This window comes from Pseudomonas sp. P20, from assembly GCF_016463925.1.
GTDB classification, from domain to species: domain Bacteria; phylum Pseudomonadota; class Gammaproteobacteria; order Pseudomonadales; family Pseudomonadaceae; genus Pseudomonas; species Pseudomonas aeruginosa.
The window spans coordinates 55,950-80,396 of record NZ_JAEMVM010000018.1 but is presented as its reverse complement, the minus strand read 5'-3'; the positions used below and the strand labels follow the sequence as shown (position 1 = coordinate 80,396).

Here is a 24,447-nt window from a genome sequence, read left to right as displayed (position 1 = left end):
TACTCATGCCTGGCATCTTGTTTTTCCTTTTGTGGAGCCATGCCAGTCGCACCGAGAATAGCCGCATTCTCAACGCCGACAGGCCATCGCGGCAACCATCTCCTCCTGAGCCTTACTCATCCATGTCCTCGCCATCCCTCGTCGAACTCAAAGCCATCCTGCGCCTGGCGGGCCCGTTGATCGCCGCCCAGCTGGCCTATGTCGCCATGGTCTTCACCGACACCGTGATGATGGGCAAGCTCGGCCCCGACGCGCTGGCCGCCGGCGGCCTGGGCGCGGTCAGCTACGCCTTCGTCTCGACGTTCTGTGTCGGCGTGGTGGCAGCGGTCGGCAACCTGGTGGCGATCCGTCACGGCTGCGACGACGCCGCTGGCGCCGCCGCGGCCGCTCGCTCCGGACTCTGGGTCGGCGCCGCGCTGGCCCTGGCCGCCGGCCTGCTGCTATGGAACCTGCGGCCGCTGCTCCTGGTCTTCGGCCAGGCGCCGCAGACGGTGGACGGCGCCATGCAGTTCCTCCACAGCCTGACATTCGCCCTGCCCGGCTACATGGCCTTCATGGTCCTGCGCGGCTTCACCAGCGCCATCGACCGCGCCGGCCCGGTGATGGCGATCAGCGTGCTCGGCGCGCTGGCCAACCTGGCTCTCAACTATTCCTTCATAGAAGGCCTGTTCGGCCTGCCGCGCCTGGGCCTGGCCGGTATCGGCCTGGTCACCGCCCTCGTCATGAACTGCATGCCGCTGCTGCTGGCCCTGTATATCCGCCTGCAGCCGGCCTATACCGAGTACTCGCTGCTGCGCGGACTGGGACGGCCGCAGCGGGCGATGGTCGAGGAGATACTGCGCCTGGGGCTGCCCATCGGTGGCACCTACGCGGTGGAGTCGGGGATGTTCACGGTCGCCACCCTGTGCATGGGCATCATCGGCGATCACGCCCTGGCCGCGCACCAGATCGCCATCCAGGCGGTATACGTGGCGTTCATGGTGCCGGTGGGGTTGTCGTACGCCACCACCTACCGCATCGGCCAGCATTTCGGCGCCGGCCGCCTGCTCGAAGCACGCCGCGCCGGGCGTGTCGGCATCGGCTTCGGCGCGCTGTGCATGCTGCTCTTCGCCGGGCTCTTCTGGTGGATGCCGGAGGCCATCATCGGCCTGTTCCTCGACCGCGACGCCCCGGCCAACCGGGAGGTGGCCGCGATGGCCGTCTCGCTGCTGGCGATCGCCGCCTGGTTCGAGCTGTTCGACGGCACCCAGAACGTCGCCATGGGCGCGATCCGCGGTCTCAAGGACGCCCGCACCACCTTCCTGGTCGGCCTGGCCTGCTACTGGCTGGTCGGCGTGCCGCTGGCCTGCCTGCTGGCGTTCGCGGCCGGCTGGGGCGCCGCGGGCGTCTGGTGGGGGCTGGCCGGCGGCCTGGCCTGCGCGGCCATCGGCCTGACCCTGGCCTTCGAGTGGAAGACCGCGCGGTTGCTGCCGAAAGCCACGGCCAGCGAGGCGTCGGCGCTCAATTGCCGAGCGGCTGGCCGCGGTGCGCCGAGCGCTCGCCGATGCCCAGGAAACGCGCCAGTTCCGCCAACGGCAGCGGCGGACTGATCCAGTAGCCTTGCACCTGGTCGCAACCGAAATCGCGCAACTGCTCCTGCTGGCGCAGGGTCTCCACGCCTTCGGCAACCACTTCCAGGTTGAGGTTGTGCGCCAGGTTGATCATCGCCCGCACCAGTTGGAAGTTTTCCGCCCGCTGGTCCATGCCGCCGACGAAGCTGCGGTCGATCTTCAACAGGGTGATCGGCAGGCTATTGAGGTGGACGAAGGACGAGAAACCGGTGCCGAAGTCGTCCAGCGAAAAGCGCACGCCCAGTTGGCCGAGCGCCTGCATGGTCTGCAGCACCTGGTCGCTGCGCCGCATCACGGCGGTCTCGGTCAGTTCGAACTCGAGCCAGCGCGCGTCGACGCCGTGCTCTTCGATCAACCGTTGCAGGGTCGGCAGCAACTGGCTGTCCTGGAACTGGCGGAACGACAGGTTCACCGCCATGTGCAACGGCTCCAGGCCGCGCCCGTTGAGCCACTGCATGTCGCGCAGGGCGCGGGCGATGACCCAGTAGCCGAGCGGCACGATCAGCCCGCTCTCCTCGGCCAGCGGGACGAACTCGCTGGGCGTGAGCAGGCCCCGCTCGCCGTGGCGCCAGCGCACCAGCGCCTCCAGGCCGACGATGCGCCCGCTGTCCAGGCACAGTCGCGGCTGGTAGTGCAGCTCCAGCTCGTCGCGACGCAGCGCCCGGCGCAGTTCGGCTTCGAGGTCGGCGAGGCTGCGCACGCCACGGTTGATGCGTTCGTCGAAGACATGGAAGGTGCAACCCTGGCGGCTCTTGGCCTGCTGCATGGCGATGTGCGCATGCCACATCAGCGGGTCGGCGCCTTCGTCGGCACGGGCGTGGGCGAGTCCCAGGCTGCAACCCAGCAACAGGCTCTCGCCATCGATCCAGTAGGGCTCGCCGAGGCATTCGACGATGCGTTCGGCGACCCGCTCGGCGCGTTGCGGATCGCGACGGGTGTCCAGCAGCAGGGCGAACTCGTCGCTGCCCAGGCGCGCCAGGCTGTCGCCGTTCTCCATGAAGCCGCGCAGGCGGTTGACCACCTGCAGGATCAGGCGGTCGCCGCCCTGGTGGCCGAGGGAATCGTTGACGTGACGGAAGTTGTCCAGGTCGAGGTGGCCGAGCACCAGGCCACGCCCGTCGAATTCGCTGAGGCGCGCCGCGAGCAGGGTCTGGAAGCCCTGGCGGTTGGCGATGCCGGTCAGCGGATCCTGCTCGGCGAGCAGTTGCAGGGTCGCCTGCAAACCCAGGCGCTCGCGCGCGTAGCGCAGGCAGCGGCGCAGGCTGTCCTCGGAGAGCTGTTCGGCGGCCAGCCAGTCGACCACCCCAACCGGCGTCTGCGCCGGCTCCTGCTGCAACAGCAGGATCACCGGCCAGGGACAGGGAGTCCCCAGCGGCAGGCAGGCCGGCGTGGCCAGGAGCAGCCCCCGGGGCTCGGCGGCGAACAGGGTGGCCGCGCCCTCCCAGGTGGTGACGATGCTCAGCGAAAAGGCAGGCCCCAGCGCTCTCAGGCGTTCACCTAGCAGTGGCGCCCAGTCCGGCGTATCCGCCAGAAGGAGCAGGCGCAAGGGTTCTGCGGGCGCTGACAAGCAACCTCCAAAGTTTTAAGAATCTTCGTAAAGAACGAACGGCATCATCCTAATGCGGTAGGGAATCTACAGCAAAATGGCGTGAACGATCTCGGGATCGGTCACAGCTTGCACGCTAATTCTCGCGGATGCCAGCCAGCCTGTTAGAATACGTCCCCGCTTCAACCCTCTCTTCCGGCCTGTTCCTATGTCCCGACTCAATCCCCGGCAGCAAGAAGCCGTGAACTACGTCGGCGGTCCCCTGCTGGTCCTGGCTGGCGCCGGCTCCGGCAAGACCAGCGTGATCACCCGCAAGATCGCCTATCTCGTCCAGCAGTGCGGTATCCGCGCCCAGTACATCGTCGCCGTGACCTTCACCAACAAGGCCGCGCGGGAGATGAAGGAGCGCGTCGGCACCCTGCTGCGCGGCGGCGAGGGCAAGGGCCTGACCGTCTCGACCTTCCACAACCTCGGCCTGAACATCATCCGCAAGGAACACGAACGGCTCGGCTACAAGCCCGGTTTCTCGATCTTCGACGAGTCGGACATCAAGGCGCTGCTGACCGACATCATGCAGAAGGAGTATTCCGGGGACGACGGCGTCGACGAGATCAAGAACTACATCGGCGCCTGGAAGAACGACCTGATCCTTCCGGAGGAGGCGCTGGAAAAGGCCCGCAACCCCAAGGAGCAGACCGCCGCGATCGTCTACCTGCATTACCAGCGCACCCTGCGCGCCTACAACGCGGTGGACTTCGACGACCTGATCCTGCAACCGGTGAAGCTGTTCCAGGAACATCCGGACGTCCTCCAGAAGTGGCAGAACAAGGTGCGCTACATGCTGGTGGACGAGTACCAGGACACCAACGCCAGCCAGTACCTGCTGGTCAAGCTGCTGGTGAAGGACCGCGCCCAGTTCACCGTGGTCGGCGACGACGATCAGTCGATCTACGCCTGGCGCGGCGCGCGTCCGGAAAACCTGATGCAGCTGAAGGAAGACTTCCCTTCGCTGAAGGTGGTGATGCTGGAGCAGAACTACCGCTCCACCAGCCGCATCCTCAAGTGCGCGAACGTCCTCATCGCCAACAACCCGCACGTATTCGAGAAGCAGTTGTGGAGCGAGATGGGCCACGGCGATCCGATCCGGGTGATCCGCTGCCGCAACGAGGACGCCGAGGCCGAGCGCATCGCCATGGAAATCCTCACCCTGCACCTGCGCACCGAGCGGCCGTACAGCGAGTTCGCCATCCTCTACCGTGGCAACCACCAGGCCAAGCTGATGGAGCTGAAGCTCCAGCACCACCAGATTCCCTATCGGCTCTCTGGCGGCACCAGCTTCTTCGGGCGCCAGGAAGTGAAGGACCTGATGTCCTACTTCCGCCTGCTGGTGAACCCCGACGACGACAACGCCTTCCTCAGGGTGATCAACGTGCCGCGCCGGGAAATCGGTTCGGCGACCCTGGAGAAGCTCGGCAACTACGCCACCCAGCGCAAGATCTCGATGTACGCCGCCTGCGACGAGATGGGCCTGGCCGAGCACCTCGACAGCCGTTTCCACGAACGCCTGCAACGCTTCAAGCGCTGGATGGACGGTATCCGCCGACAGTGCGCGGAGAACGAGCCGATCGCCGTGCTGCGCAGCATGGTGATGGACATCGACTACGAGAACTGGCTGCGGCAGAACGCCTCCAGCGACAAGGTCGCCGAATTCCGCATGAGCAACGTCTGGTTCCTCATCGAGGCACTGAAGAACACCCTCGAGCGCGACGAGGAAGGCGACATGACCATCGAGCAGGCCATCGCCAAGCTGGTCCTGCGCGACATGCTGGAGCGCCAGCAGGAAGAAGAGGAAGGCGCCGAAGGCGTGCAGATGATGACCCTGCACGCGTCGAAGGGGCTGGAGTTCCCCTACGTGTTCATCATGGGCATGGAGGAAGAGATCCTGCCCCACCGTTCCAGCATCGAGGCCGACACGGTGGAAGAGGAGCGCCGCCTGGCCTACGTCGGCATCACCCGCGCGCGGCAGAACCTGGCGATGACCTTCGCCGCCAAGCGCAAGCAATACGGCGAGATCATCGACTGCTCGCCGAGCCGCTTCCTCGACGAACTGCCCCCCGAAGACCTCGAATGGGAAGGCATGGAAGACGCCCCGCAAGAGGTCAAGGCGGCCAAGGGCAACGCCGCCCTCGCCGACATCCGCGCCATGCTCAAGCGCTGAGCCCGCCGCGCCTCGACTGTCTCGATTTTCACAAAAGTGTCTTGCCCGATGCCTAGCCTCGGGCGAGGAACTTTTGCCGCTCCACGCGCGACCAAAATTAGCTAGCTAACGAATTCCATTCGAGGACAGCTTCATGTCGAGCAAGAAAGTCGCCGAGATCGTCGTGGAAACCCTGGAAGCCGCCGGCGTCCGCCATTGCTATGGCATCGTCGGCGACACCCTCAACCATGTCACCGACGCCATCCATCGCAGCCAGATCCAGTGGGTCCACGTGCGCCACGAAGAAGCGGCGGCCTTCGCCGCGGGCGCCGAGTCCTACATCAGCGGACGCCTGACCGCCTGCGCCGGCTCCTGCGGACCGGGCAGCCTGCACTTCATCAACGGCGTCTACGAGGCCCAGCGCAACCGCGCGCCGATGGTCCTGATCGCCAGCCAGATCGTTACCCCGCAACTGGGCATGGAGTTTCCCCAGGAGGTCGACTTCAAGGCGGTCTACGCCAGCTGCTCGGTGTTCTGCGAGCAGGTGCACAGCCCGGAACAGGCGCGCCGGGTGGTGGCCCTGGCCTGCCAGGCGGCGCTCAACCGGCGCGGCGTGGCGGTGGTGATCCTGCCGGCCGACATCAGCCAGGCCACGGTGAAGGACGACCTGCCGTTCTCGGTGCATTTCCCGCAACCGGTGCTGCGCCCCAGCGACGCCGAACTGCAGGACGTCGCCCGCCTGCTGGCCCACGGCAAGAAGATCGGCATCTACGCCGGCTCCGGCTGCCAGGGCGCCCACGACCTGCTGGTGGCCCTCGCCGACCGCCTCAAGGCGCCCATCGCGCACACGTCGCGGGCCAAGGACTTCGTCGAGTACGACAACCCCTTCAACATGGGCATGACCGGTATGCTCGGGATCGAGTCCGGCTTCCACATGATGACCGAGTGCGACACCCTCCTGCTGCTCGGCGCCGACTTCGCCTGGGCGCAGTTCTATCCGCAGAAGGCCACCCTGATCCAGGTCGACCGCGATGGCAGTCACCTGGGCCGCCGCCACCCCATCGATCTCGGCGTGGTCGGCGACGTGATCCCCACCCTCGAGGCGCTCTTGCCGTTGCTCGAAGCCCGCGAGGAGCGCAGCTTCCTCGACGAATGCCTGGAGCACCGCGAGCGCTCGCTGCGGACGCTGGAAAAAGAGGAGCAAGCCGGCAAGGGCGAGCTGATCCATCCGCAGCACCTGGTCAGCCTGCTCGACCAGCACGCCAGCGAGGACGCCCTGTTCACCGCCGACGGCGGCTCGGCGATGGTCTGGCTGTTGCGTCACATCCACAGCAACGGCAAGCGCCGCACCCTCACCAGCCTGGTCCACGGCACCATGGCCAACGCCATGCCCCAGGCGCTGGGGCTGAAGAAGGCCTACCCCGAGCGCCAGGTGATCTCGATCTCCGGCGACGGCGGCCTGGCCATGCTGCTCGGCGACCTGCTGACGGCCATCCAGGAAAAACTGCCGATCAAGGTAGTGGTGCTGAACAATGCCTCGCTGAACTTCGTCGAGCTGGAACAGAAGGTCGAGGGCCTGCTGGACAACTACACCGACCTGCTCAACCCGGACTTCGCCCGTCTCGCCGAAGTGATCGGCTTCCACGGACGCAAGGTGACGCGCTCCGAGGAGCTCGAGGCGGCGGTGCAGGAGTTCCTCGCCCAGCCCGGTCCGGCGCTGCTGGACGTGCATACCAACCCTGCGGAGCTGGTGATGCCGCCGAAGATCGAGTTCGGCCAGGTCGCCGACACCGCGCTCTACGCCGCCAAGGCCGTGCTCAGCGGGCGCTTCAAGGACGTCGAGACGCTACTGGTGAACAACCTGCTGAAATGAGCCGGCAGCGGCGCGGCCCGCCTGCCACGGGGCCGCGCCGGGCAGGCGCGGATTCCTGACCGCTCGATCATGTTCGCTCGTCCGAGAGAACGTCGCGCGCGGCGCCGGCTGGCGGTACAATGCCGCGCTTCATCAGCGACAGCCGCTTCGCAGGAAGCCACCCGTGGACATTCTCAAAGACAAAATCCGCTCGGAAGGCATCGTCCTTTCCGAGCACGTACTCAAGGTCGACGCCTTTCTCAACCACCAGATCGACCCGCAGCTGATGCAGCAGGTCGGTCACGCGTTCGCCATGCGCTTCCGCGACCAGGGCATCACCAAGATCGTCACCATCGAGGCTTCCGGCATCGCCCCGGCGGTCATGGCCGGCCTGGAGCTGGGCGTCCCGGTGATCTTCGCCCGCAAGTACCAGTCGCTGACCCTGAAGGACAACCTGTACATCTCCAAGGTGTTCTCCTTCACCAAGCAGACCGAGAGCACCATCGCCATCTCGGCCAAGCACCTGAACGCCCACGACCACGTGCTGGTGATCGACGACTTCCTCGCCAACGGCCATGCCGCCAAGGCGCTGATCGACCTGATCGGCCAGGCCGGCGCGAGCATCGCCGGGCTCGGCATCGTCATCGAGAAATCCTTCCAGGATGGCCGCGCCCTGCTGGAAAGCGAAGGCTACCGGGTCGAGTCCCTGGCCCGGGTGAAATCGCTGGCCGGCGGTCAGGTCGAGTTCCTCGACTGAGCGCCACTCAGCCCCGCTCTTCCTGGCTGGCTCGCAGGCCGGCCAGCAGCAAGCGCTGGTAGAGTTCCTCGCGAAGCCCCTGCGGATCGTCCAGGTCCATGCGCCGCAGATGCGCCGGGTAGGCTTCTGGCTCCGGCGCATCCAGGGTCGCCTTGCCCAGTTCGAGGATCTCGCTCAGCTTCAGCTTGCGCTTGAGCCAACCCAGCGCCCGCAGCAGGTCCTGCTCGACCTCGTCGAAATCGCTGCCCAGGGGAAACTCCGGCAGCGCCGCTGCGTGGGCCTGGTGCAAGGCCTGCAGGCGCTCCGGGATATTGTTGCGATAGCGTTCGGGCAGGACGAAATCCTTCGGCAGCTTGCCGGCCGACTGGGCCTGCTCGGCCAGCGCCTGCTGGAAGCGTGAGTCGGCGATGGCCAGCAGCGCGGCGATCACTTCCGCGTCATTCTTGCCGCGCAGGTCGGCGATCCCGTACTCGGTCACCACCATGTCACGCAAGTGCCGGGGAATGGTGGTGTGGGCGTACTGCCAGACGATGTTCGAACTGACCTCCCCGCCGGATTCGCGCCAGCTACGCAGCATCAGGATCGAACGTGCGCCCTCCAGCTCGTGAGCCTGGGCGACGAAGTTGTACTGCCCGCCGACGCCACTGAGCACCCGGCCGTCCTCCAACTGGTCGGCGACCCCGGCGCCGAGCAGGGTCACGGTGAAGGCGCTGTTGATGAAGCGCGCGTCGCGCCGCTGCAGACGCTTCAGCTCTTCCTGGCGGTACAGGTTGTTGACGAAGCCGATGCCGGTCATGCCGATCCCGGCGCGCTCTTCCAGCGACATCTCGCGCAGGCGCCGGTAGAACGCCAACGGACCGAGGAAAAAGCCGCCGTGCAGCCACACCCCGCCCTCCACCGGCGCCTCACCGCGCTCGGCGGCACGCTGCCGCGCTTCGTCGGGGTAGACCCGGCGGCTCAGCACGCCGGCCTCGGCCAGCGCCAGCAGACCCGGCACGAACATCTCGCTGCAACCGTAAAGCCCCCGGCGGAACGGCTCCAGGCCACCGTCGCGCTCGATCGTCTCGGCCCAGCGCGCACGCACACCCAGCTCGTCGATCAACGCTCGGTAGGTGGCGTTGTCGCGCTGGCGCAGCAGCAGGGCGGCGGTCAGCGCGTCGCCCATCGAGCCGATGCCGATCTGCAGGGTGCCGCCGTCGCGCACCAGCGCGCTGGCGTGGAGACCGATACAGTGATCCTGCAGGTTGACCGGCATGTTCGGCGTGGAGAACAGCCGGCTGCTTTCCGCCGGCGCGTCGATCAGCAGGTCGAATACCGACTCCTCGACCTCGGCGTCGCCCGGCAGGTAGGGCAGGTCATCGTGGACCACGCCGATGGCGACGATGGTCTCGCCAGCGGCGCGACGCTTCTCCAGCATCGGCAGGAGGTCCAGGGTGATATCCGGGTTGCAGGCCAGGCTCAGCTTGCCCGGCCGCTCGGGATGCCGCGCCACCAGCTGGGCCACCGCGTTGACGCCCTTGGCATTGATGTCGCGGGCGACGTGGCTGTAGTTGCAACTGATGTAGTGCTGCTGCGCCGGCGCGCTGTCCAGCAGGCTGCCGGGCTGCAGGTAGAACTCCTCGACACGGATGTTCGCTGGCAGTTCGTCGCGGCGCAGGGCGTGCAGGTAATCCAGCTCCGGGTAGTCGGCGAAGACCCGTTCGGCGAAAGGCTCGAGGAAACGCCGTTGCAGGTCGCCGCCAGCGGCGGGACGCCCCAGGGAAAGCGCGGTATACAGCGTCAGCTGGCGCTCCGGCAGGGTCCGCAGGCGCTGGTACAACGCATTGACCAGTCGGTTGGGCTTGCCCAGCCCGAGGGGCAGGCCCATGCGAATCGGGCCCTCGATGGTCTGCAGCAAGTGATCGACTGCGGCGTCAATGGAACAGGTTCGGCTCAAGACGATGCCCTCCGGCGAATGGGTAGCCGGAAGTTTGGACCCTGTTTGCCGGCGGGACGATCCGCCAGCGGGAAAAACCCGCACCGCGGATACGAAAAAGCCGCCAGGAGGCGGCTTTTCGCGACACTGTCCCGGCGTTGTTACAGACCGGACATATGCTTGATCGCGGCTTTCAGCTCGTCGTCCGAGCAATCGGCGCAGGTGCCTTTCGGCGGCATGGCGTTGATACCGGAAATCGCCTTGGCCAGCAGGCCATCGAGGCCGCCTTGCTCCTTGGCGCGCTTGCCCCACTCGGCCTTGTCGCCAACCTTCGGCGCGCCCAGCAGGCCGGTGCCGTGGCAGGTGTTGCAGGTCTTGCCGACGATGTCTTCGCCGGAACGCGCACCGCCGCCACCGGCGGCTGCCGCGACGGCGCCGACGCCTTCGCATTCCTTGCCTTGTACGCAGACCTTGCCTACCGGCTCGAGGCGCTTGGCGATCGCATCGTCAGTGGTCGTAGCCTGAGCGCTTACAGCCCACAGGGCCAACACGGCAGCTTGGGCCGCCAGCATTTTTTTAATCAGGTTCACCCTTACACCCTCATCGTGGCTTATCACACCCGGGCACGATACCGATCACTGCGGGCCGCGCGGGCGGGCGCAAGTATAACGGCAAAGAAAGCCCGGCAGAAACAATTGCACACCCTCGCAAAGCCTTGCGGCATTAGGTCGCAGCCCCGCATGCCCCTTGTCGGCCGGCGCCCTTCGGGCCCGGCGGGGTCTTGTGCTTCAGGTCAGAAATTTGCGGGCGTGGTGGCGCTGATCAAGCGTGCCGGCACATCGTAGGGATTGCGAAAACGGTGCGGCTTGTTGCTCTCGAAATAGTAGCTGTCGCCGCGCTCGAGCACATAGGTCTCGCTGCCGACGGTCAGTTCCAGGCGCCCGTCGACCAGCACGCCGGCCTCCTCGCCTTCGTGGTTGAGCATTTCCTCGCCGGTGTCGGAGCCCGGCGGGTAGGTTTCGTCGAGGAAGGCGATCGCCCGGCTCGGGTGCGCCTTGCCCACCAGGCGCATGGACACCGCGCCGCTGGAAATGTCGATCAGTTCGTCTGCCTTGTAGACAACCTGGGTATGGCTGTCCTGCTCCAGGTCCAGGGAGAAGAACTCCACCAGGGACATGGGGATACCGCCCAGCACCTTCTTCAGCGAACTGATGGAAGGGCTCACGCTGTTTTTCTCGATCATCGAGATAGTGCTGTTGGTGACACCCGCCCGTTTGGCGAGTTCGCGCTGGGAAAGACCTTTGAGCTTTCGGATGGTTTGCAGACGAGCACCGACGTCCAAGGGTGGAGTCCTCCTTATTCTTCTGGCAGGCAAGGCAAAACGAGGCCGCACACGGCTGGCGACCCCAAGTCGGCCGTATCATGGCAACACTGTTCAGTATTTACAACAGATCGGTCGACATGCCTGCGCAAAGAATTCGGAAAGTTTTTCTCAAGCCCCGGAATAGACGCGCGGCACCCTTTTCAGGTTGCACAGCAGCTGGTAGGGAATGCTGCCGAACTGCGCCGCCAGGGCGCCGACCGGCACGTTCGGGCCCCATAGTTCGACCCGGCTGCCCAGCCCGGCCTGGGGATGGTCGGTAAGGTCGACGGTGAGCATGTCCATCGATACCCGGCCAACCAGGCGCCCCGGCTTGCCGTCGATGAACACAAGGGTGCCGTCGGCGGCGTGGCGCGGATAGCCATCGGCGTAGCCCATGGCGACCACGCCGATGCGCTGGCTACGCTCGGTGCTGTAGCGCGCGCCGTAGCCGACCGGTTCGCCGGCCGGCAGGTCGCGGACGCTGATCACCTTCGATTCCAGGGTCATCACCGGGCGCAAGCGGTCGGCCAGCGGATGTGCGCGCTCGAACGGCGTGGCTCCGTAGAGCAGGATGCCCGGACGTACCCAATCGCTGGGCACCTTCGGCCAGCCGAGCACGGCTGGCGAATTGCGCAGGCTGATCTCGCCTTCCAGGCCCTGGCTAGCGGCCGCGAAGGCGGCGAGCTGTTCCTCGGTGCGCGGGCAATCCAGTTCGTCGGCGCGGGAGAAGTGACTCATCATCACGATCTTCGCCACCTTGCCGCTGGCCCGCAGGCGCTCGTGGGCGGCGCGGAAGTCCTCGGGGAAGAAGCCGACGCGGTGCATGCCCGAATCCATCTTCAGCCAGACGTTCAGCGGGCGGGCCAGGCTGGCGCGTTCGATCGCCTCCAATTGCCAGGCGCAATGCACCACGCACCAGAAGTCGTGGGCGACGATCAGCTCCAGCTCGGACGCCTCGAAGAAGCCCTCCAGCAGCAGGATCGGCTGGCGGATACCGGCCTCGCGCAGCTCCAGGCCCTCCTCGATGCAGGCCACGGCGAAGCCATCGGCCTCGGCCGCCAGCGCTTCGGCACAGCGCACCGCGCCGTGGCCGTATGCGTCCGCCTTGATCACCGCGAGCGCACGGGCGCCGGTGGCCTCGCGGGCCAGCCGATAGTTGTGACGAAGGGCTTGCAGGTCGATCAGGGCACGGGCGGGGCGCATGGCGACGGGTCTCTCTTCAGCGAGGTGCGGCATCGCGCACCTTTCATCAGGCGAAAAAAAGCCCGGCTCTCCGGCCGGGCCAGACAAAACTCAGGGCAGCGCAGCGACCACCGACATCTCTACCAGGATCTCCGGCTCGCAGAGCTTGGCTTCGACGGTGGCGCGCGCCGGCGCGACGCCGCGCGGCAGCCACTGGTCCCAGACGCGGTTCATGCCTTCGAAGTCGGCGTCGATGTCCTTCAGGTAGATGGTCACCGAGAGGATCCGAGTCTTGTCGGTGCCGGCCTCTTCCAGCAGACGCTCGATGGCCGCCAGGGTCTCGCGGGTCTGCTGCTCGACGCCCGCGGACATGTCCTCGCCCACCTGGCCCGCCAGGTAGACGGTGCCGTTGTGGACGACGATCTGGCTCATACGCTCGTTAGTGTGCTGGCGCTGGATGGGCATTCTTGGCGTTCTCCGGGGAATTGCTGTAGCGGGAAATATCCAGGCCTTCGGTACTGATCTGCGGGCGCTTCTTCGCCATCAGGTCGGCCAGGTAGCGACCCGACCCGCAGGCCATGGTCCAACCCAGGGTGCCGTGGCCGGTATTGAGGAACAGGTTGCGGTAGCGGGTGGCGCCGACGATCGGGGTGCCATCCGGGGTCGCCGGGCGCAGGCCGGTCCAGAAGGTCGCCTGGCTGATATCGCCGCCCTCGGGATAGAGGTCGGTGGTGATCATTTCCAGGGTCTCGCGGCGGCGCGGGTTCAGCGACAGGTCGAAGCCGGCGATTTCCGCCATGCCGCCGACGCGGATGCGCTGGTCGAAGCGGGTGATCGCCACCTTGTAGGTCTCGTCGAGGATGGTCGAGGTCGGCGCCATCTCCGGGTTGGTGATCGGCACGGTCAGCGAATAACCCTTCAGCGGATAGACCGGAGCCTTGATACCCAGCGGCTTGAGCAGTTGCGGCGAGTAGCTGCCCAGGGCCAGCACGTAGTGGTCGGCGGTGAGCAATTCGCCGTTGACCAGCACGCCGTTGATGCGGTCGCCGGCGAAGTCCAGGCGCTCGATGTTCTGGCCGAAGCGGAACTCCACGCCCAGGCCCTTGGCCATTTCCGCCAGGCGGGTGGTGAACAGCTGGCAGTCGCCGGTCTGGTCGTTGGGCAGGCGCAAGGCGCCGACCAGCTTGTCGGCGACCTTGGCCAAGGCCGGCTCTACGCGGGCGATGCCATCGCGGTCGAGAACCTCGTAGGGCACGCCGGAGCGCTCGAGCACGGCGATGTCCTTGCCGGCGGCGTCCAGCTGCGCCTGGGTGCGGAACAGTTGGGTGGTGCCGAGGGTGCGGCCCTCGTAGGCGATGCCGGTCTCGGCGCGCAGTTCGTCGAGGCAATCGCGGCTGTACTCGGACAGGCGGACCATGCGCTCCTTGTTCACGGCGTAGCGCTCGGCGGTGCAGTTGCGCAGCATCTGCAGCATCCAGGCGTACTGGCTGGGATCGGAGGTGAGCTTGATGGCCAGCGGCGCGTGCTTTTCCAGCAGCCACTTCATGGCCTTCAGGGGAATGCCCGGGGCTGCCCAGGGCGAAGCGTAGCCGGGAGACACCTGGCCGGCGTTGGCGAAGCTGGTTTCCAGCGCGGGACCGTCCTGACGATCGACCACCACCACCTCGAACCCGGCACGGGCCAGGTAATACGCACTGGCGGTACCGATGACACCGCTGCCAAGGACCAGAACTCGCATTGTCGCCTCCCACGTCGCGGAGGAACCGCGGACGTTTGTTATTTTGAGCGTGTAGATGCGCGCAGTATAGGAAGAGGCAGGCAGAAATAATCACCAATTTTAGGCGGTTACTCAGGTAAAAAACCGGACAATTAGGGGTTTTACCGAGGCGCATCCACCATAAAACTGGAAAAATACCGCATATTTAAATGATCGAACTCAGGCCGGGAGTCGCTTTTTCGGGAAAGCCTGTCGCAGAAGCCATGGAAAACGGCAGGAGTCCCTGAAGGAACCGCTCGCGACAGGAAAAATTCCGCGGACACTGCCCGGCCCTTGCGACCGGAGCAGCGTCCCAGAGCGCTCGCGGAGCCTTCGCGCTATTTCTTCACCCACTTGCCGCCGACCTGGACGTACTGCCCGGCAGGGGTTCTCTCCATCGCCTTCTTGCCGGCCATGGCCTCCACGTCGGCCAGCGAAGCGCCGCTGCTGTTGGCCACCTTCTGGTATTCGGCACGCCGCGCGGCATTGATCTGCGCGGCGATGTCCGCCGCCTGGCCGCTGTTGCTGACCACGCCAAGGTAGCCGTCCGCCTGCTCGCCGACCAGGCCCTGGGCCTTGGCGCCGCCAAGGGCCGACATGGCCTGGCCGAGGTCCATCGCCATGGCGGAAAGGCTGATGCCGAGGGCCAGCAGGGCGATACCGAGTTTGCTACGGGTTGTCATGGATCCGCTCCTTTAGAACAGGCCGCTGTTCTCGTTGATGATGCCGTCCAGAGCCTTGTCGACCTTGATGTAGATCTCGTGCTCGATTTTCACGTTGAGATTGATGTTGATCGGCTCGCTGGGAGCCGCCAGCTGCACGGTGGGCGTGCAGGCCATCGTCAGGCTGCCCAGCAGCAGGACAGCGAATAGAGCGCAGAGGCGCATCGGGGGTTCTCCTGTATGGCTCATGGCGCCGAAGCCTTGCGTTTCTGCATGCGCTCCTGCACACGTTGGCGAATGGTTTCGCTGACCCGGTCGCTCAGTTGCAGGCTGGTCAGCAGTGCCGGGATATCCTCCTCCAGATTGACGTTGAGGTTGACCGGGCGCCCCTTCTCCAGGTCCGGGTTGCTGCCCTGCAAGCGCAGGCCGAGCAACAGCTTGCCGTTCTCATGATAATCGACGCTGCTTTGCAGGACGTCGTAGTGGAAATCGTCGAGGGCATCGGCGACCAGCTTCATCCCCGGGTTGCTGCGCCCCAGCGCCTCGATCTTCGCCGAGCGGAAGCGCAGGTAGCCGGGCTCGCGGGCCTTGACCTGGCCGCCGGAGACGCTGGGCTTCCAGCGGTTCAGCATCAGCGGCAGCTCGCCGTCCAGGGCGCCTTCGCCGGCCAGGCCCTCCGCCGGATAGACCCGGAAAATCTCGCCGAGTTGTATGCCCTGGATACGCAAGGCGAACTTCTGCTCAGCCTGACCCAGGCGGATGCTCCCCGCGGGGACCGAGGCCTGCCCGCCGAACAGGCCGCTCTGCAACGTCTGCCAGCTCAAACGGCCGCTGCCCGGCGCGGAAAGCGGGGCCTCATAGCGCCCGCGGAAACTCACCGGCCCCAGCGGCAGGCCGGGATTGGCCTCGGCCAGGCTCAGGCCGGGGCTGTCCAGGCTCAACTGACCGCCACGCAGGCGCAAGGCCAGGCTGCCGCCCAGCCCCTTCAGCTCGCTGCGGTCGTAGATACCGTCGAGGCCTTTCAGGGTCAGGTCCAGGTCGAGGGACGAGGCGCCCGCCGCATCGAGCTTCCAGCCGGCCGCGGCGGTCGCTCGCCCATTGCCCAGTTCGAGCAGCCCCGGCCAGTCGGCGAGGGTCGCGGCCAGCGGATTGCCGGTACGGAAGAACACCTCGGCCAGCCTGGCGGAGAGCGCCAGGGGCGTCTTCGCGTCGCGCTGCAGCTGGATGTCCGCCGCCAACCCCGCGCCGTTGCTCAGCCGTCCCTTCAGGCTGGTGCGCTCGAGGGTGGTGTCGAGCGGCCCCTCGAAGGTCCAGGCCAACGGTTTGAGGTTGGCCTGGCGGAGTTGTCCGACCTGCGCCTGCAGCGGCCCGGCGAAATGCAGCGCCAGCGGCTGGTAGGCCAGTTCGAGAGCGGCCCCGGCGAGGTCGAGGCGGGGCTGGCCAAGGTGCAGCGTCGACGGCTCGGCCAGGGACGCCGCCTGCAACCGCGCGCCCCTGCCGAAGGAGAGGTTGGCGCGCTGCCCGTCCAGCCGGCCCTCCAGGGGAATCTCCGCGACCAGTCGCTCGGCTTTCCAGCCCAGGTATTGCAGGCGCGGCGCGTCCACCTGCAAGCGACCCTCCACCAGCCTGGCGGCCCACGGCGAGATGCCCAGCAGGTCGAGCCGCGTCTCCAGCTTCAGCGTACTCGCGCCCTCGCTGGTGAACGCCAGGCGCAACGCGGTGACGCTATCGGCATCGCGCTCCAGCGGCTCGCTGCGCAAGCCCAGCGCGCTCGGCCGCAACTCGGCCGGCAGCGCCTGCAACCACTCGCCGTGCAACTGGCTCAGGCGCAAGTCGCTGCGCAGCTGGCGTGGCAACCAGGCGCCCTCGTCTCCATCCAGTTGGACTTGCAGTTCGCCCTGTACATTACCCAGACCGGGCAGCGGCCAGGCTTGCGGAGCCTGCACCAGCAGCGCCGCCGAGCCACCGCCGTCGAGCACCCGGCGCGGCTCCAGCCAGTCGCTGCCAGGCGCCAGGCGGATCGTCCAGTCCGCTTGCAGACGCAGGGCTTGCGGTGCGTCGGGCAGGCGCTGGGCTTCCGGCAACCAGCGATTGAGCCAGACCACCAGGCCACGGGTGTCCGGCAGGCCGGGCGCCTCCAGGCGCCCCTGCCAGAGGCCGTCGCCATCGGACGGCGCGAGCTGGCTGTCCAGCGTCAGCAGCGCCTGCCGGTCGAGTTGCGCGCGCGTCCGCAGGCGCCAACCGGTAGGCTCCTCGAAGAGCTGGGCGTCGAGCTGGGCCTGCTGCGCCTCCTGTTGCAGGCGCAGTTGCGCAGCCAGCGGAAACAGCGCTCCCGACGGGCGGCCGATGTCCAGCCCGCCGTCCTGCTCGCAGCGGCCGGCGGGACAAGGCAGGTCGAGATGGAAGCGTTCGAGGTGGATCTGTTCCGGCAGCCAGGCGAGGGTCTCGCGCAGGGACGTCCAGTCCAGCGCAGCGGAGTCGTCGTCGGAACTCGCGGCAGCCGGTTGCCAGGCGAGCGCCACTTGCTCCACGCGCAAGCCGGGTAGACGCGGACGCCAACCCGACAGCCCGGGCCAGCGCAGCAGCGCGTGTTCCACGTCCAGTCGCAAGCTGGCGCCATCCGCGCCGCGCCGCTCCAGCGCCAGCCGTCGCAGCCCGATGCCTTCGGCGGACAGGCCCAGGCCTTGCCACTCCAGGCGCTCGACACCCTGCTCGCGCAACAGGCTGCGCCAGGCATGCCAGCCGTAGCCGAACGCCAGCAGCAACAGCACTGCAAATACCAGCAGCAACGTCGTCCTTCTGCGCAAACGCATGTCCTACCTCTGTCCGTTGCCGACCCGGCCAAGGGTGGCGGGGCCCTCGTGCAAGATCAAGGCGTTTTCCCTGGCCAGTGTTTTTCCCTGCTTTCGACGTTATATTGGCGGAAAATTTCCGGATTTTCCGAGCCAGACGGGGAGCCTCCATCCATGCGTACCCAGCATCAGAGCAAGCGCGAGCTGGACAAGATCGACCGCAACATCCTCCGCATCCTGCAGGAGGAAGGTCGCATTTCCTTCACCGAGCTGGGCGAACGCGTCGGCCTCTCGACCACACCCTGCACCGAACGCGTGCGCCGCCTGGAGCGCGAAGGCCTGATCATGGGCTATCACGCCCGGCTCAATCCGCAGCATCTGAAGGCCAGCCTGCTGGTGTTCGTCGAGATCAGCCTGGACTACAAGTCCGGCGATACCTTCGAAGAGTTTCGCCGGGCGGTGCTCAAGCTGCCCCATGTGCTGGAATGCCACCTGGTGTCCGGCCACTTCGACTACCTGGTGAAGGCTCGCATCTCGGAAATGGCGTCCTACCGCAAGCTGCTCGGCGACATCCTGCTGAAACTGCCGCACGTACGCGAGTCGAAGAGCTATATCGTCATGGAAGAGGTCAAGGAATCGCTCGACCTACCGGTTCCGGATTGACCCATGACGCGCTCCGGGAGTCCGCCAGGACTCCCGGCATAGACGGGAAACACCGTCTTTTCTGTACACGATCCCCGCAACACCTCGCAGTTTTTTCCTTTTTCGCCCTTGGCGAGCGCCTCGACTGACGTTTATGCTCCGTCAAATTTTCCACACATAATAATCAGGATTTCACACATGAACGCCCGCGTTCACCAGCCGGTGCATACCGCCCAACACGCCCCCTCCTACTACGCCGCCACGCTCAACCGACGCATCGAGTGCCCTCCCCTGGCCGGCGAAGAACAGGCCGACGTGTGCGTCGTCGGCGGCGGCTTCTCGGGAGTGAACACGGCGTTGGAACTGGCCCAGCGCGGCTTCTCCGTGGTCCTGCTGGAAGCGCACCGGATCGGCTGGGGCGCCAGTGGACGCAATGGCGGCCAGTTGATCCGCGGCGTCGGCCATGACGTCGAGCAGTTCCTCCCGGTGATCGGCGCCGACGGCGTGAAGGCACTCAAGCTGATGGGCCTGGAGGCGGTGGAGATCGTCCGTCGCCGGGTCGAGCAGTACGCCATCGACTGCGATCTGCGCTGGGGCTACTGCGACCTGGCGAACAAGCCCGGCGACTACCAGGGCTTCCGCGAGGACATGGAGGAACTCCAGGCCCTCGGCTATCGCCACGAGATGCGCCTGGTGCCGGCCGCGGAGATGCGCAGCGTGGTCGGCTCCGATCGCTACGTCGGCGGCCTGGTGGACATGGGCTCCGGCCACCTGCACCCGCTCAACCTGGTCCTCGGCGAAGCCGCCGCTGCCCAGTCGCTGGGCGTCCGCCTGTTCGAGCGCTCGCCGGTGACGCGGATCGACTACGGCACGGAAGTCCAGGTGCATACCGCCGCCGGCAAGGTGCGGGCGAAGACCCTGGTGCTGGGCTGCAACGCCTACATGAACGACCTCAACCCGCTGCTCGGCGGCAAGGTACTGCCGGCCGGCAGCTACGTGATCGCCACCGAACCGCTGGACGAGAAACTGGCCCGCCAACTGCTGCCGCAGAACATGGCGGTGTGCGACCAGCGCGTGGCCCTCGACTACTACCGGCTCTCCGCCGACAACCGCCTGCTGTTCGGTGGCGCCTGCCATTATTCCGGCCGCGACCCCAGCGACATCGCCGCCTACATGCGGCCGAAGATGCTGGAGGTATTCCCGCAACTGGCGAACGTCCGCATCGACTACCAATGGGGCGGCATGATCGGCATCGGCGCCAATCGCCTGCCACAGATCGGCCGCCTGCCGGGGCAGCCCAACGTGTACTTCGCCCAGGCCTATTCCGGACACGGGGTGAACGCCACGCACCTCGCCGGGCAGTTGCTCGCCGAAGCCATCGGCGGCCAGCAGAGCGACGGCTTCGACCTGTTCGCCAAGGTGCCGCACATCACCTTCCCCGGCGGCAAGCTGCTGCGCTCGCCACTGCTGGCGCTGGGCATGGCCTGGTACCGGCTGAAGGAAAAACTCGGTAGCTGAGCCCATCCGAGGCTCGGTGGATTCTGAAAAAATCAGGCGGGGCATCGCTCTTCCGAGGAAAACTCCTAGAATTCGCACGACCGGGATGAGCCGGTCGTTCGAGTTTCCACGGGAGATATCCTTGCTTCGCCGATTCCTCCTGCTGGCCCTCCTGGCCCTCTCCGGCTGCGCCAGCACTCCTCCGCCGCAACCGTCGTCGGCACTGCCCGCCGAGGGTACCTGGCTGGCCAGGCAGGCCGAAATCCAGGGACGCGACCACCCCGGCCAGTCCGGCTTCCACCTCCTGGGCGCCAGCGAGGATGCCTTCGTCGCCCGCGCGGCGCTGATTCGCGCAGCCCAGCGCAGCCTCGACATCCAGTACTACATCGTCCACGACGGACTGACCACGCGCGCCCTCGCCTACGAGTTGCTCAAGGCAGCCGACCGTGGCGTGCGGGTACGCATCCTCATCGACGACACCGCCAGCGATGGCTGGGACTACGAGATCGGTGTGCTCTCCGCCCATCCGAACATCCAGGTGCGCCTGTTCAACCCGTTGCACCTGGGCCGCGCCACCGGCATCACGCGAGGCGTCGGCCGCCTGTTCAACCTGTCCCAGCAACACCGGCGCATGCACAACAAGCTGTGGCTGGCCGACGGCACGGCGGCCATCGTCGGCGGACGCAACCTCGGCGACGAGTATTTCAACGCCAAGCCGGAGATGAACTTCACCGACCTCGACCTGCTCGGCGTCGGCCCCATCGCCAACCAGCTCTCGCACAGCTTCGACCAGTACTGGAACAGCGCCATCAGCCGGCCGATCGAGGATTTCCTCTGGCGCGCGCCCTATCCCGGCGAACTGGAGTCGGCCCGACGCAAGTTGCAGCGCTACCTGCGCAAGGAGTCGGTGAAGGAGTCCGGCTACATCCGCCACCTGTTCGACCGCGGCGACCAGCCACGCCTGGGCAACTGGCTGGAGAATCTCACCTGGGCCCGCGCCGAGGCGATCTGGGATGCGCCGCTGAAGGTATTGAGCCGCGGCGAGCCCGACCCGCACCTATTGCTCAGTCCGCACCTGGCGGGCCTGTTCAAGGGCGTGCAGAAGGAACTGATCCTGGTCTCGGCGTATTTCGTTCCGGCCAAGGACGGTCTCAACTACCTCACCGGCAAGGCCGACAGCGGCGTCCGCGTGCGCCTGCTGACCAACTCCCTGGAAGCCACCGACGTGCCCGCCGTGCATGCCGGCTACGCGCCCTATCGGATGGCGCTGCTTGAGCATGGCGTTAAGCTCTACGAGCTGCGCGCCAATCCCGACCAGCCGCTGAGCGGCGCGCCCTGGCGCCTGCACGGATCGAGCAGCGCCAGCCTGCACAGCAAGGCGATGGTCTTCGACCGGCGCAAGGTATTCATCGGTTCGTTCAACTTCGATCCGCGCTCGATCCTGTGGAACACCGAAGTCGGGGTCATCGTCGACAGTCCGCTGCTGGCCGAGCAGGTCCGCCAACTGGCGCTGGAGGGCATGGCGCCGAGCGTCAGCTACCAGGTGCGCATCGACCGCAGCGGTAGCCGGCCGAAGCTGGTCTGGATCGATGAGCGCGACGGCCGGCCCCAGGTCCTGCGCCACGAGCCGGGTAGCCTGTGGCGACGCCTGAACGCCTGGGTCGCGGGAATGATCGGACTGGAAAAGATGCTCTGAGGGTCACTCGGAGGCTTCCAGGCCGGTCGCCTCCTCGTCCGCCGGAATCGCCCCGCGCAGCCGCACCAGCACCACGAAGCCCGCCGCGCCGAGCGCCATCATCAACGGCAGGGCGTGACCGCTGATCCACTGGCTGGCGGCGCCGGTGGCCAGCGGGCCGAGCAGGCAGCCGATGCCCCATAGCTGCGCGACATGGGCATTGGCCCGGACCAGGGCATCGTCTCGGTAGCGCTCGCCGATCAGGATCAGCGCCAGGGTGAACAACCCGCCGGCGCTGGCCCCGAACAGCACCAGCAGCGGCCAGATCAACGGCGTCTGCAGCAGCAGGGGAATCGCCAGGCTGCTCAGCAGCAGCACCAGGCCGCAGCCGCCGAACAGGCCGCTGCGCGAGACCCGGTCGGCGAGCCAGCCGATCGGCAGCTGCAACAATGCATCGCCCACCACCACGGTACTGACCATGGCCAGCGCCACCGCTTGCGGAAAGCCCTGGCGCAACCCGTATACCGGCAGCAGGGTGAGGATCATCGCCTCGAAGGCAGCGAACAACACCACCGCCCAGGCGATCGCCGGCAGGCCCCGGCAGAAGGCCCACAAACCGCGCCCGGAGGCACTGTGCGGATCGACCCTGGGCGCACCGCCGCGGCCCAGCAGCAGCAACGAGCCAGCAATCAGCAGGCAGACGCCGAACCAGAAGCCACGGTCGTCGGCGGTACCGATGAAGGTCAGCAGTACCGGCCCGGACAGTTGGCTGAGGGCGTAGCCGGTGCCGTACAGCGCGACCAGCCGGCCACGCCACTTCTCCACCGCCAACTGGTTGATCCAGCTTTCCCCGAGGATGAACACCACGGTGAGCTGCACGCCGATCAGCAGGCGCAGCAACAGCCATACCGGGTAGCTCTGCAGCAGCGCCAGCAGGCCGACGGAGGCTGCCCCGGTGAGCAGGCACAACTGCATCAGCCGCGGCGTGCCGACGCGCGCGGCGAGGCGCCCGGCGATCATCGCGCCGAGCAGCACGCCCACTGCCGGCGTGCTGGCCATCACGCCGATGGCGAAACTGCCGTAGCCCCAGCTCTCCAGGCGCAACGAGACCAGCGGCATGGTCAGGCCAAGGGCGAGGCCGATGCTGATGACTGCGGAACAGACGGCGAAATAGCTTCCCCAACGCATTGCGATTCTCCCGTTGGCACCCCGGAAGCCTTGCCGGGGCGAGCGGATATATCCGGCGCACGAAGCACAGCGGCCGGGCTTCCAGAAGGAAACCCGGCCGCGGGTGTGGCTCGAGAGAGCCGGCCCGGAAGGGCCGACCTAGGCGATCAGAGCTTGATCCAGGTCGCCTTCAGCTCGGTGTACTTGTCGAAGGCGTGCAGCGACTTGTCGCGACCGTTGCCCGACTGCTTGAAGCCGCCGAACGGAGCGGTCATGTCGCCGCCGTCGTACTGGTTGACCCAGACGCTGCCGGCGCGCAGGGCCTTGGCAGTCAGGTGCGCCTTGGACAGGTTGCTGGTCCAGACCGCCGCCGCCAGCCCATAGGGCGTGTCGTTGGCGATGCGCACGGCTTCCTCGGCATCCTCGAACTCGATCACCGAGAGCACCGGGCCGAAGATTTCCTCGCGGGCGATCTTCATCGCATTGGTCACGCCGTCGAAGATGGTCGGCTCGACGTAGGTGCCACCGGTTTCTTCCAGGGTCCGCTTGCCGCCGGCGACCAGCTTGGCGCCGTCGTTGTGACCGGCCTCGATGTAGGACAGCACGGTGTTCATCTGCTGGGTGTCCACCAGCGCGCCGACGTTGGTTTCCGGATCCAGCGGGTTGCCCGGCTTCCAGCCCTTGAGGGCCTCGATCACCAGGGGCAGGAACTTGTCCTTGATGGAGCGCTCCACCAGCAGGCGCGAACCGGCGGTGCAGACTTCGCCCTGGTTGAAGGCGATGGCGCCGGCGGCGGCTTCGGCGGCGGCCTTCAGGTCCGGGGCGTCGGCGAAGACGATGTTCGGGCTCTTGCCGCCGGCCTCCAGCCAGACGCGCTTCATGTTCGACTCGCCGGCATAGACCATCAGTTGCTTGGCGATCTTGGTCGAACCGGTGAACACCAGGGTGTCGACATCCATGTGCAATGCCAGCGCCTTGCCTACCGTGTGGCCATAGCCCGGCAGCACGTTGAACACGCCTTTCGGAATGCCGGCCTCGACGGCCAGCTGGGCGATGCGGATGGCGGTCAGCGGCGACTTCTCGGAGGGCTTGAGGATCACCGAGTTGCCGGTGGCCAGGGCCGGACCGAGTTTCCAGCAGGACATCAGCAGCGGGAAGTTCCACGGCACGATGGCGGCGACCACGCCGACCGGCTCACGGGTCACCAGGCCCAGCTCGGCATGGGGAGTGGCGGCGACTTCGTCATAGATCTTGTCGATCGCCTCGGCGCTCCAGCGCAGGCTGTTGGCGGCGCTGGCGACGTCGATGTGCAGCGAGTCGCTGATCGGCTTGCCCATGTCCAGGGTTTCCAGCAGGGCCAGCTCCTCGGCGTTCTCCAGCAGCAGATCGGCGAAGCGGATCATCGTCTGCTTGCGCTTGGCCGGCGCCAGGCGCGACCAGGCGCCGGAATCGAAGGCATTGCGGGCGACCTTGACCGCCTGCTCGGCATCGGCCAGGTCGCAACTGGCGACCTTGGCCAGGAAGCGGCCATCCACCGGGCTCAGGCAATCGAAGGTCTCGCCGGAGGCGGCGTTGCTGTATTCGCCGTTGACGAAGGCACGGCCTTCGATCTTCAGGTCTTTGGCGCGGGCTTCCCAGTCGGCGCGGGTCAGGGTGGTCATGACAACGTGTCCTCTTATTGGTGTTCTGGGCGCCTGGGAGACAGGCGCGCTGTCAGATTCTGCAAGGCGGGCGCGCGGCCCGTGGTGTCCGCCACCCTAAACCAGAGCAGCGCCTGTTTTCAATATATTTGACAGGAACCCCTCTAACTCCCTTGTCACGTTCATTATTTTAA

General features: G+C 66.6%; 19 protein-coding genes. 7 read left to right on the top strand and 12 right to left on the bottom strand.

The window, feature by feature from the left end:
* Positions 1–122: 122 nt before the first annotated feature.
* The gene (locus tag JHD77_RS22640; RefSeq protein WP_016254044.1) at positions 123–1,589 is read left to right on the top strand and encodes a NorM family multidrug efflux MATE transporter; all 1,467 of its coding nucleotides are present in this window, start codon (positions 123–125) and stop codon (positions 1,587–1,589) included.
* Here the strand turns inward: JHD77_RS22640 and JHD77_RS22635 are convergent.
* Positions 1,501–3,177 (bottom strand): putative bifunctional diguanylate cyclase/phosphodiesterase, encoded by a 1,677-nt coding sequence (locus JHD77_RS22635; protein WP_031756745.1) that lies wholly within the window; start codon positions 3,175–3,177, stop codon positions 1,501–1,503. The genes JHD77_RS22640 and JHD77_RS22635 overlap by 89 nt on opposite strands.
* Positions 3,178–3,364: 187 nt before the next feature.
* Between JHD77_RS22635 and rep the strand changes: the two genes are divergently transcribed.
* The 3 genes from rep to JHD77_RS22620 all read left to right on the top strand — a co-directional run bounded on the left by rep (position 3,365) and on the right by JHD77_RS22620 (position 7,962).
* Positions 3,365–5,374, top strand: a complete 2,010-nt coding sequence (rep, locus tag JHD77_RS22630) for a DNA helicase Rep (RefSeq protein WP_003110454.1) — start codon at positions 3,365–3,367, stop codon at positions 5,372–5,374.
* 133 nt (positions 5,375–5,507) lie between these two features.
* Positions 5,508–7,226, top strand: a complete 1,719-nt coding sequence (locus JHD77_RS22625) for a thiamine pyrophosphate-dependent enzyme (protein WP_003098265.1) — start codon at positions 5,508–5,510, stop codon at positions 7,224–7,226.
* A gap of 163 nt (positions 7,227–7,389) precedes the next feature.
* On the top strand, positions 7,390–7,962 hold the full coding sequence (locus JHD77_RS22620) for a xanthine phosphoribosyltransferase (protein ID WP_003096508.1): 573 nt from the start codon (positions 7,390–7,392) through the stop codon (positions 7,960–7,962).
* A 7-nt stretch (positions 7,963–7,969) separates the two neighbouring features.
* Here JHD77_RS22620 and JHD77_RS22615 read toward each other — a convergent pair whose 3' ends face one another.
* From JHD77_RS22615 to JHD77_RS22575, 9 genes are all read right to left on the bottom strand, one after another.
* A complete protein-coding gene (locus tag JHD77_RS22615; RefSeq protein ID WP_074231240.1) occupies positions 7,970–9,829 on the bottom strand; it encodes an acetyl-CoA hydrolase/transferase C-terminal domain-containing protein in 1,860 nt (619 codons plus the stop codon).
* A 209-nt stretch (positions 9,830–10,038) separates the two neighbouring features.
* The gene (locus JHD77_RS22610; RefSeq protein WP_003096511.1) at positions 10,039–10,467 is read right to left on the bottom strand and encodes a c-type cytochrome; all 429 of its coding nucleotides are present in this window, start codon (positions 10,465–10,467) and stop codon (positions 10,039–10,041) included.
* A gap of 203 nt (positions 10,468–10,670) precedes the next feature.
* Complete coding sequence (locus tag JHD77_RS22605) at positions 10,671–11,219, bottom strand: cupin domain-containing protein (protein WP_003096513.1); 549 nt, start codon at positions 11,217–11,219, stop codon at positions 10,671–10,673.
* 150 nt (positions 11,220–11,369) lie between these two features.
* Positions 11,370–12,443 (bottom strand): alanine racemase, encoded by a 1,074-nt coding sequence (gene alr, locus JHD77_RS22600; RefSeq protein WP_003096515.1) that lies wholly within the window; start codon positions 12,441–12,443, stop codon positions 11,370–11,372.
* A 90-nt stretch (positions 12,444–12,533) separates the two neighbouring features.
* The gene (locus JHD77_RS22595; RefSeq protein ID WP_003098273.1) at positions 12,534–12,887 is read right to left on the bottom strand and encodes a RidA family protein; all 354 of its coding nucleotides are present in this window, start codon (positions 12,885–12,887) and stop codon (positions 12,534–12,536) included.
* Complete coding sequence (dadA, locus tag JHD77_RS22590; protein WP_003098274.1) at positions 12,862–14,160, bottom strand: D-amino acid dehydrogenase; 1,299 nt, start codon at positions 14,158–14,160, stop codon at positions 12,862–12,864. The genes JHD77_RS22595 and dadA overlap by 26 nt, the downstream gene beginning before the upstream one ends.
* A 356-nt stretch (positions 14,161–14,516) precedes the next feature.
* On the bottom strand, positions 14,517–14,861 hold the full coding sequence (locus tag JHD77_RS22585; RefSeq protein ID WP_003098276.1) for a YdbL family protein: 345 nt from the start codon (positions 14,859–14,861) through the stop codon (positions 14,517–14,519).
* 12 nt (positions 14,862–14,873) lie between these two features.
* On the bottom strand, positions 14,874–15,065 hold the full coding sequence (locus tag JHD77_RS22580; protein WP_003096523.1) for a YnbE family lipoprotein: 192 nt from the start codon (positions 15,063–15,065) through the stop codon (positions 14,874–14,876).
* Between the two features lie 20 nt (positions 15,066–15,085).
* A complete protein-coding gene (locus JHD77_RS22575) occupies positions 15,086–17,653 on the bottom strand; it encodes a YdbH domain-containing protein (protein ID WP_023085871.1) in 2,568 nt (855 codons plus the stop codon).
* A gap of 153 nt (positions 17,654–17,806) precedes the next feature.
* Here JHD77_RS22575 and dadR point away from each other — a divergent pair, with 153 nt between their 5' ends.
* From dadR to JHD77_RS22560, 3 genes are all read left to right on the top strand, one after another.
* Entirely contained in the window at positions 17,807–18,295 is a 489-nt protein-coding gene (gene dadR, locus JHD77_RS22570; protein WP_003096535.1) for a transcriptional regulator DadR, read from the top strand.
* A 177-nt stretch (positions 18,296–18,472) separates the two neighbouring features.
* Complete coding sequence (locus JHD77_RS22565) at positions 18,473–19,792, top strand: NAD(P)/FAD-dependent oxidoreductase (protein WP_004364667.1); 1,320 nt, start codon at positions 18,473–18,475, stop codon at positions 19,790–19,792.
* Between the two features lie 85 nt (positions 19,793–19,877).
* Positions 19,878–21,467 carry a phospholipase D family protein gene (locus JHD77_RS22560; RefSeq protein ID WP_004347289.1) on the top strand — a complete coding sequence of 530 codons (1,590 nt, stop codon included), beginning with the start codon at positions 19,878–19,880 and terminating at the stop codon, positions 21,465–21,467.
* A 3-nt stretch (positions 21,468–21,470) separates the two neighbouring features.
* Here the strand turns inward: JHD77_RS22560 and JHD77_RS22555 are convergent, their stop codons facing one another.
* Entirely contained in the window at positions 21,471–22,634 is a 1,164-nt protein-coding gene (locus tag JHD77_RS22555; RefSeq protein WP_016562487.1) for an MFS transporter, read from the bottom strand.
* Positions 22,635–22,780: 146 nt separating this feature from the next.
* Complete coding sequence (locus JHD77_RS22550; protein ID WP_003098285.1) at positions 22,781–24,274, bottom strand: aldehyde dehydrogenase; 1,494 nt, start codon at positions 24,272–24,274, stop codon at positions 22,781–22,783.
* Between the last annotated feature and the right edge of the window lie 173 nt (positions 24,275–24,447).

Bases quoted from the DNA above. Each gene is read 5' to 3' on its own strand.
- JHD77_RS22615 (WP_074231240.1), bottom strand. From the start codon at position 9,829: ATGGGCCTGCCCCTCGGGCTGGGCAAGCCCAACCGACTGGTCAATGCG.
- dadA (WP_003098274.1), bottom strand. From the start codon at position 14,160: ATGCGAGTTCTGGTCCTTGGCAGCGGTGTCATCGGTACCGCCAGTGCG.
- rep (WP_003110454.1), top strand. From the start codon at position 3,365: ATGTCCCGACTCAATCCCCGGCAGCAAGAAGCCGTGAACTACGTCGGC.
- JHD77_RS22555 (WP_016562487.1), bottom strand. From the start codon at position 22,634: ATGCGTTGGGGAAGCTATTTCGCCGTCTGTTCCGCAGTCATCAGCATC.
- JHD77_RS22625 (WP_003098265.1), top strand. From the start codon at position 5,508: ATGTCGAGCAAGAAAGTCGCCGAGATCGTCGTGGAAACCCTGGAAGCC.
- JHD77_RS22595 (WP_003098273.1), bottom strand. From the start codon at position 12,887: ATGCCCATCCAGCGCCAGCACACTAACGAGCGTATGAGCCAGATCGTC.
- alr (WP_003096515.1), bottom strand. From the start codon at position 12,443: ATGCGCCCCGCCCGTGCCCTGATCGACCTGCAAGCCCTTCGTCACAAC.
- JHD77_RS22560 (WP_004347289.1), top strand. From the start codon at position 19,878: ATGAGCCGGTCGTTCGAGTTTCCACGGGAGATATCCTTGCTTCGCCGA.
- JHD77_RS22580 (WP_003096523.1), bottom strand. From the start codon at position 15,065: ATGCGCCTCTGCGCTCTATTCGCTGTCCTGCTGCTGGGCAGCCTGACG.
- dadR (WP_003096535.1), top strand. From the start codon at position 17,807: ATGCGTACCCAGCATCAGAGCAAGCGCGAGCTGGACAAGATCGACCGC.
- JHD77_RS22575 (WP_023085871.1), bottom strand. From the start codon at position 17,653: ATGCGTTTGCGCAGAAGGACGACGTTGCTGCTGGTATTTGCAGTGCTG.
- JHD77_RS22585 (WP_003098276.1), bottom strand. From the start codon at position 14,861: ATGACAACCCGTAGCAAACTCGGTATCGCCCTGCTGGCCCTCGGCATC.
- JHD77_RS22565 (WP_004364667.1), top strand. From the start codon at position 18,473: ATGAACGCCCGCGTTCACCAGCCGGTGCATACCGCCCAACACGCCCCC.
- JHD77_RS22640 (WP_016254044.1), top strand. From the start codon at position 123: ATGTCCTCGCCATCCCTCGTCGAACTCAAAGCCATCCTGCGCCTGGCG.
- JHD77_RS22550 (WP_003098285.1), bottom strand. From the start codon at position 24,274: ATGACCACCCTGACCCGCGCCGACTGGGAAGCCCGCGCCAAAGACCTG.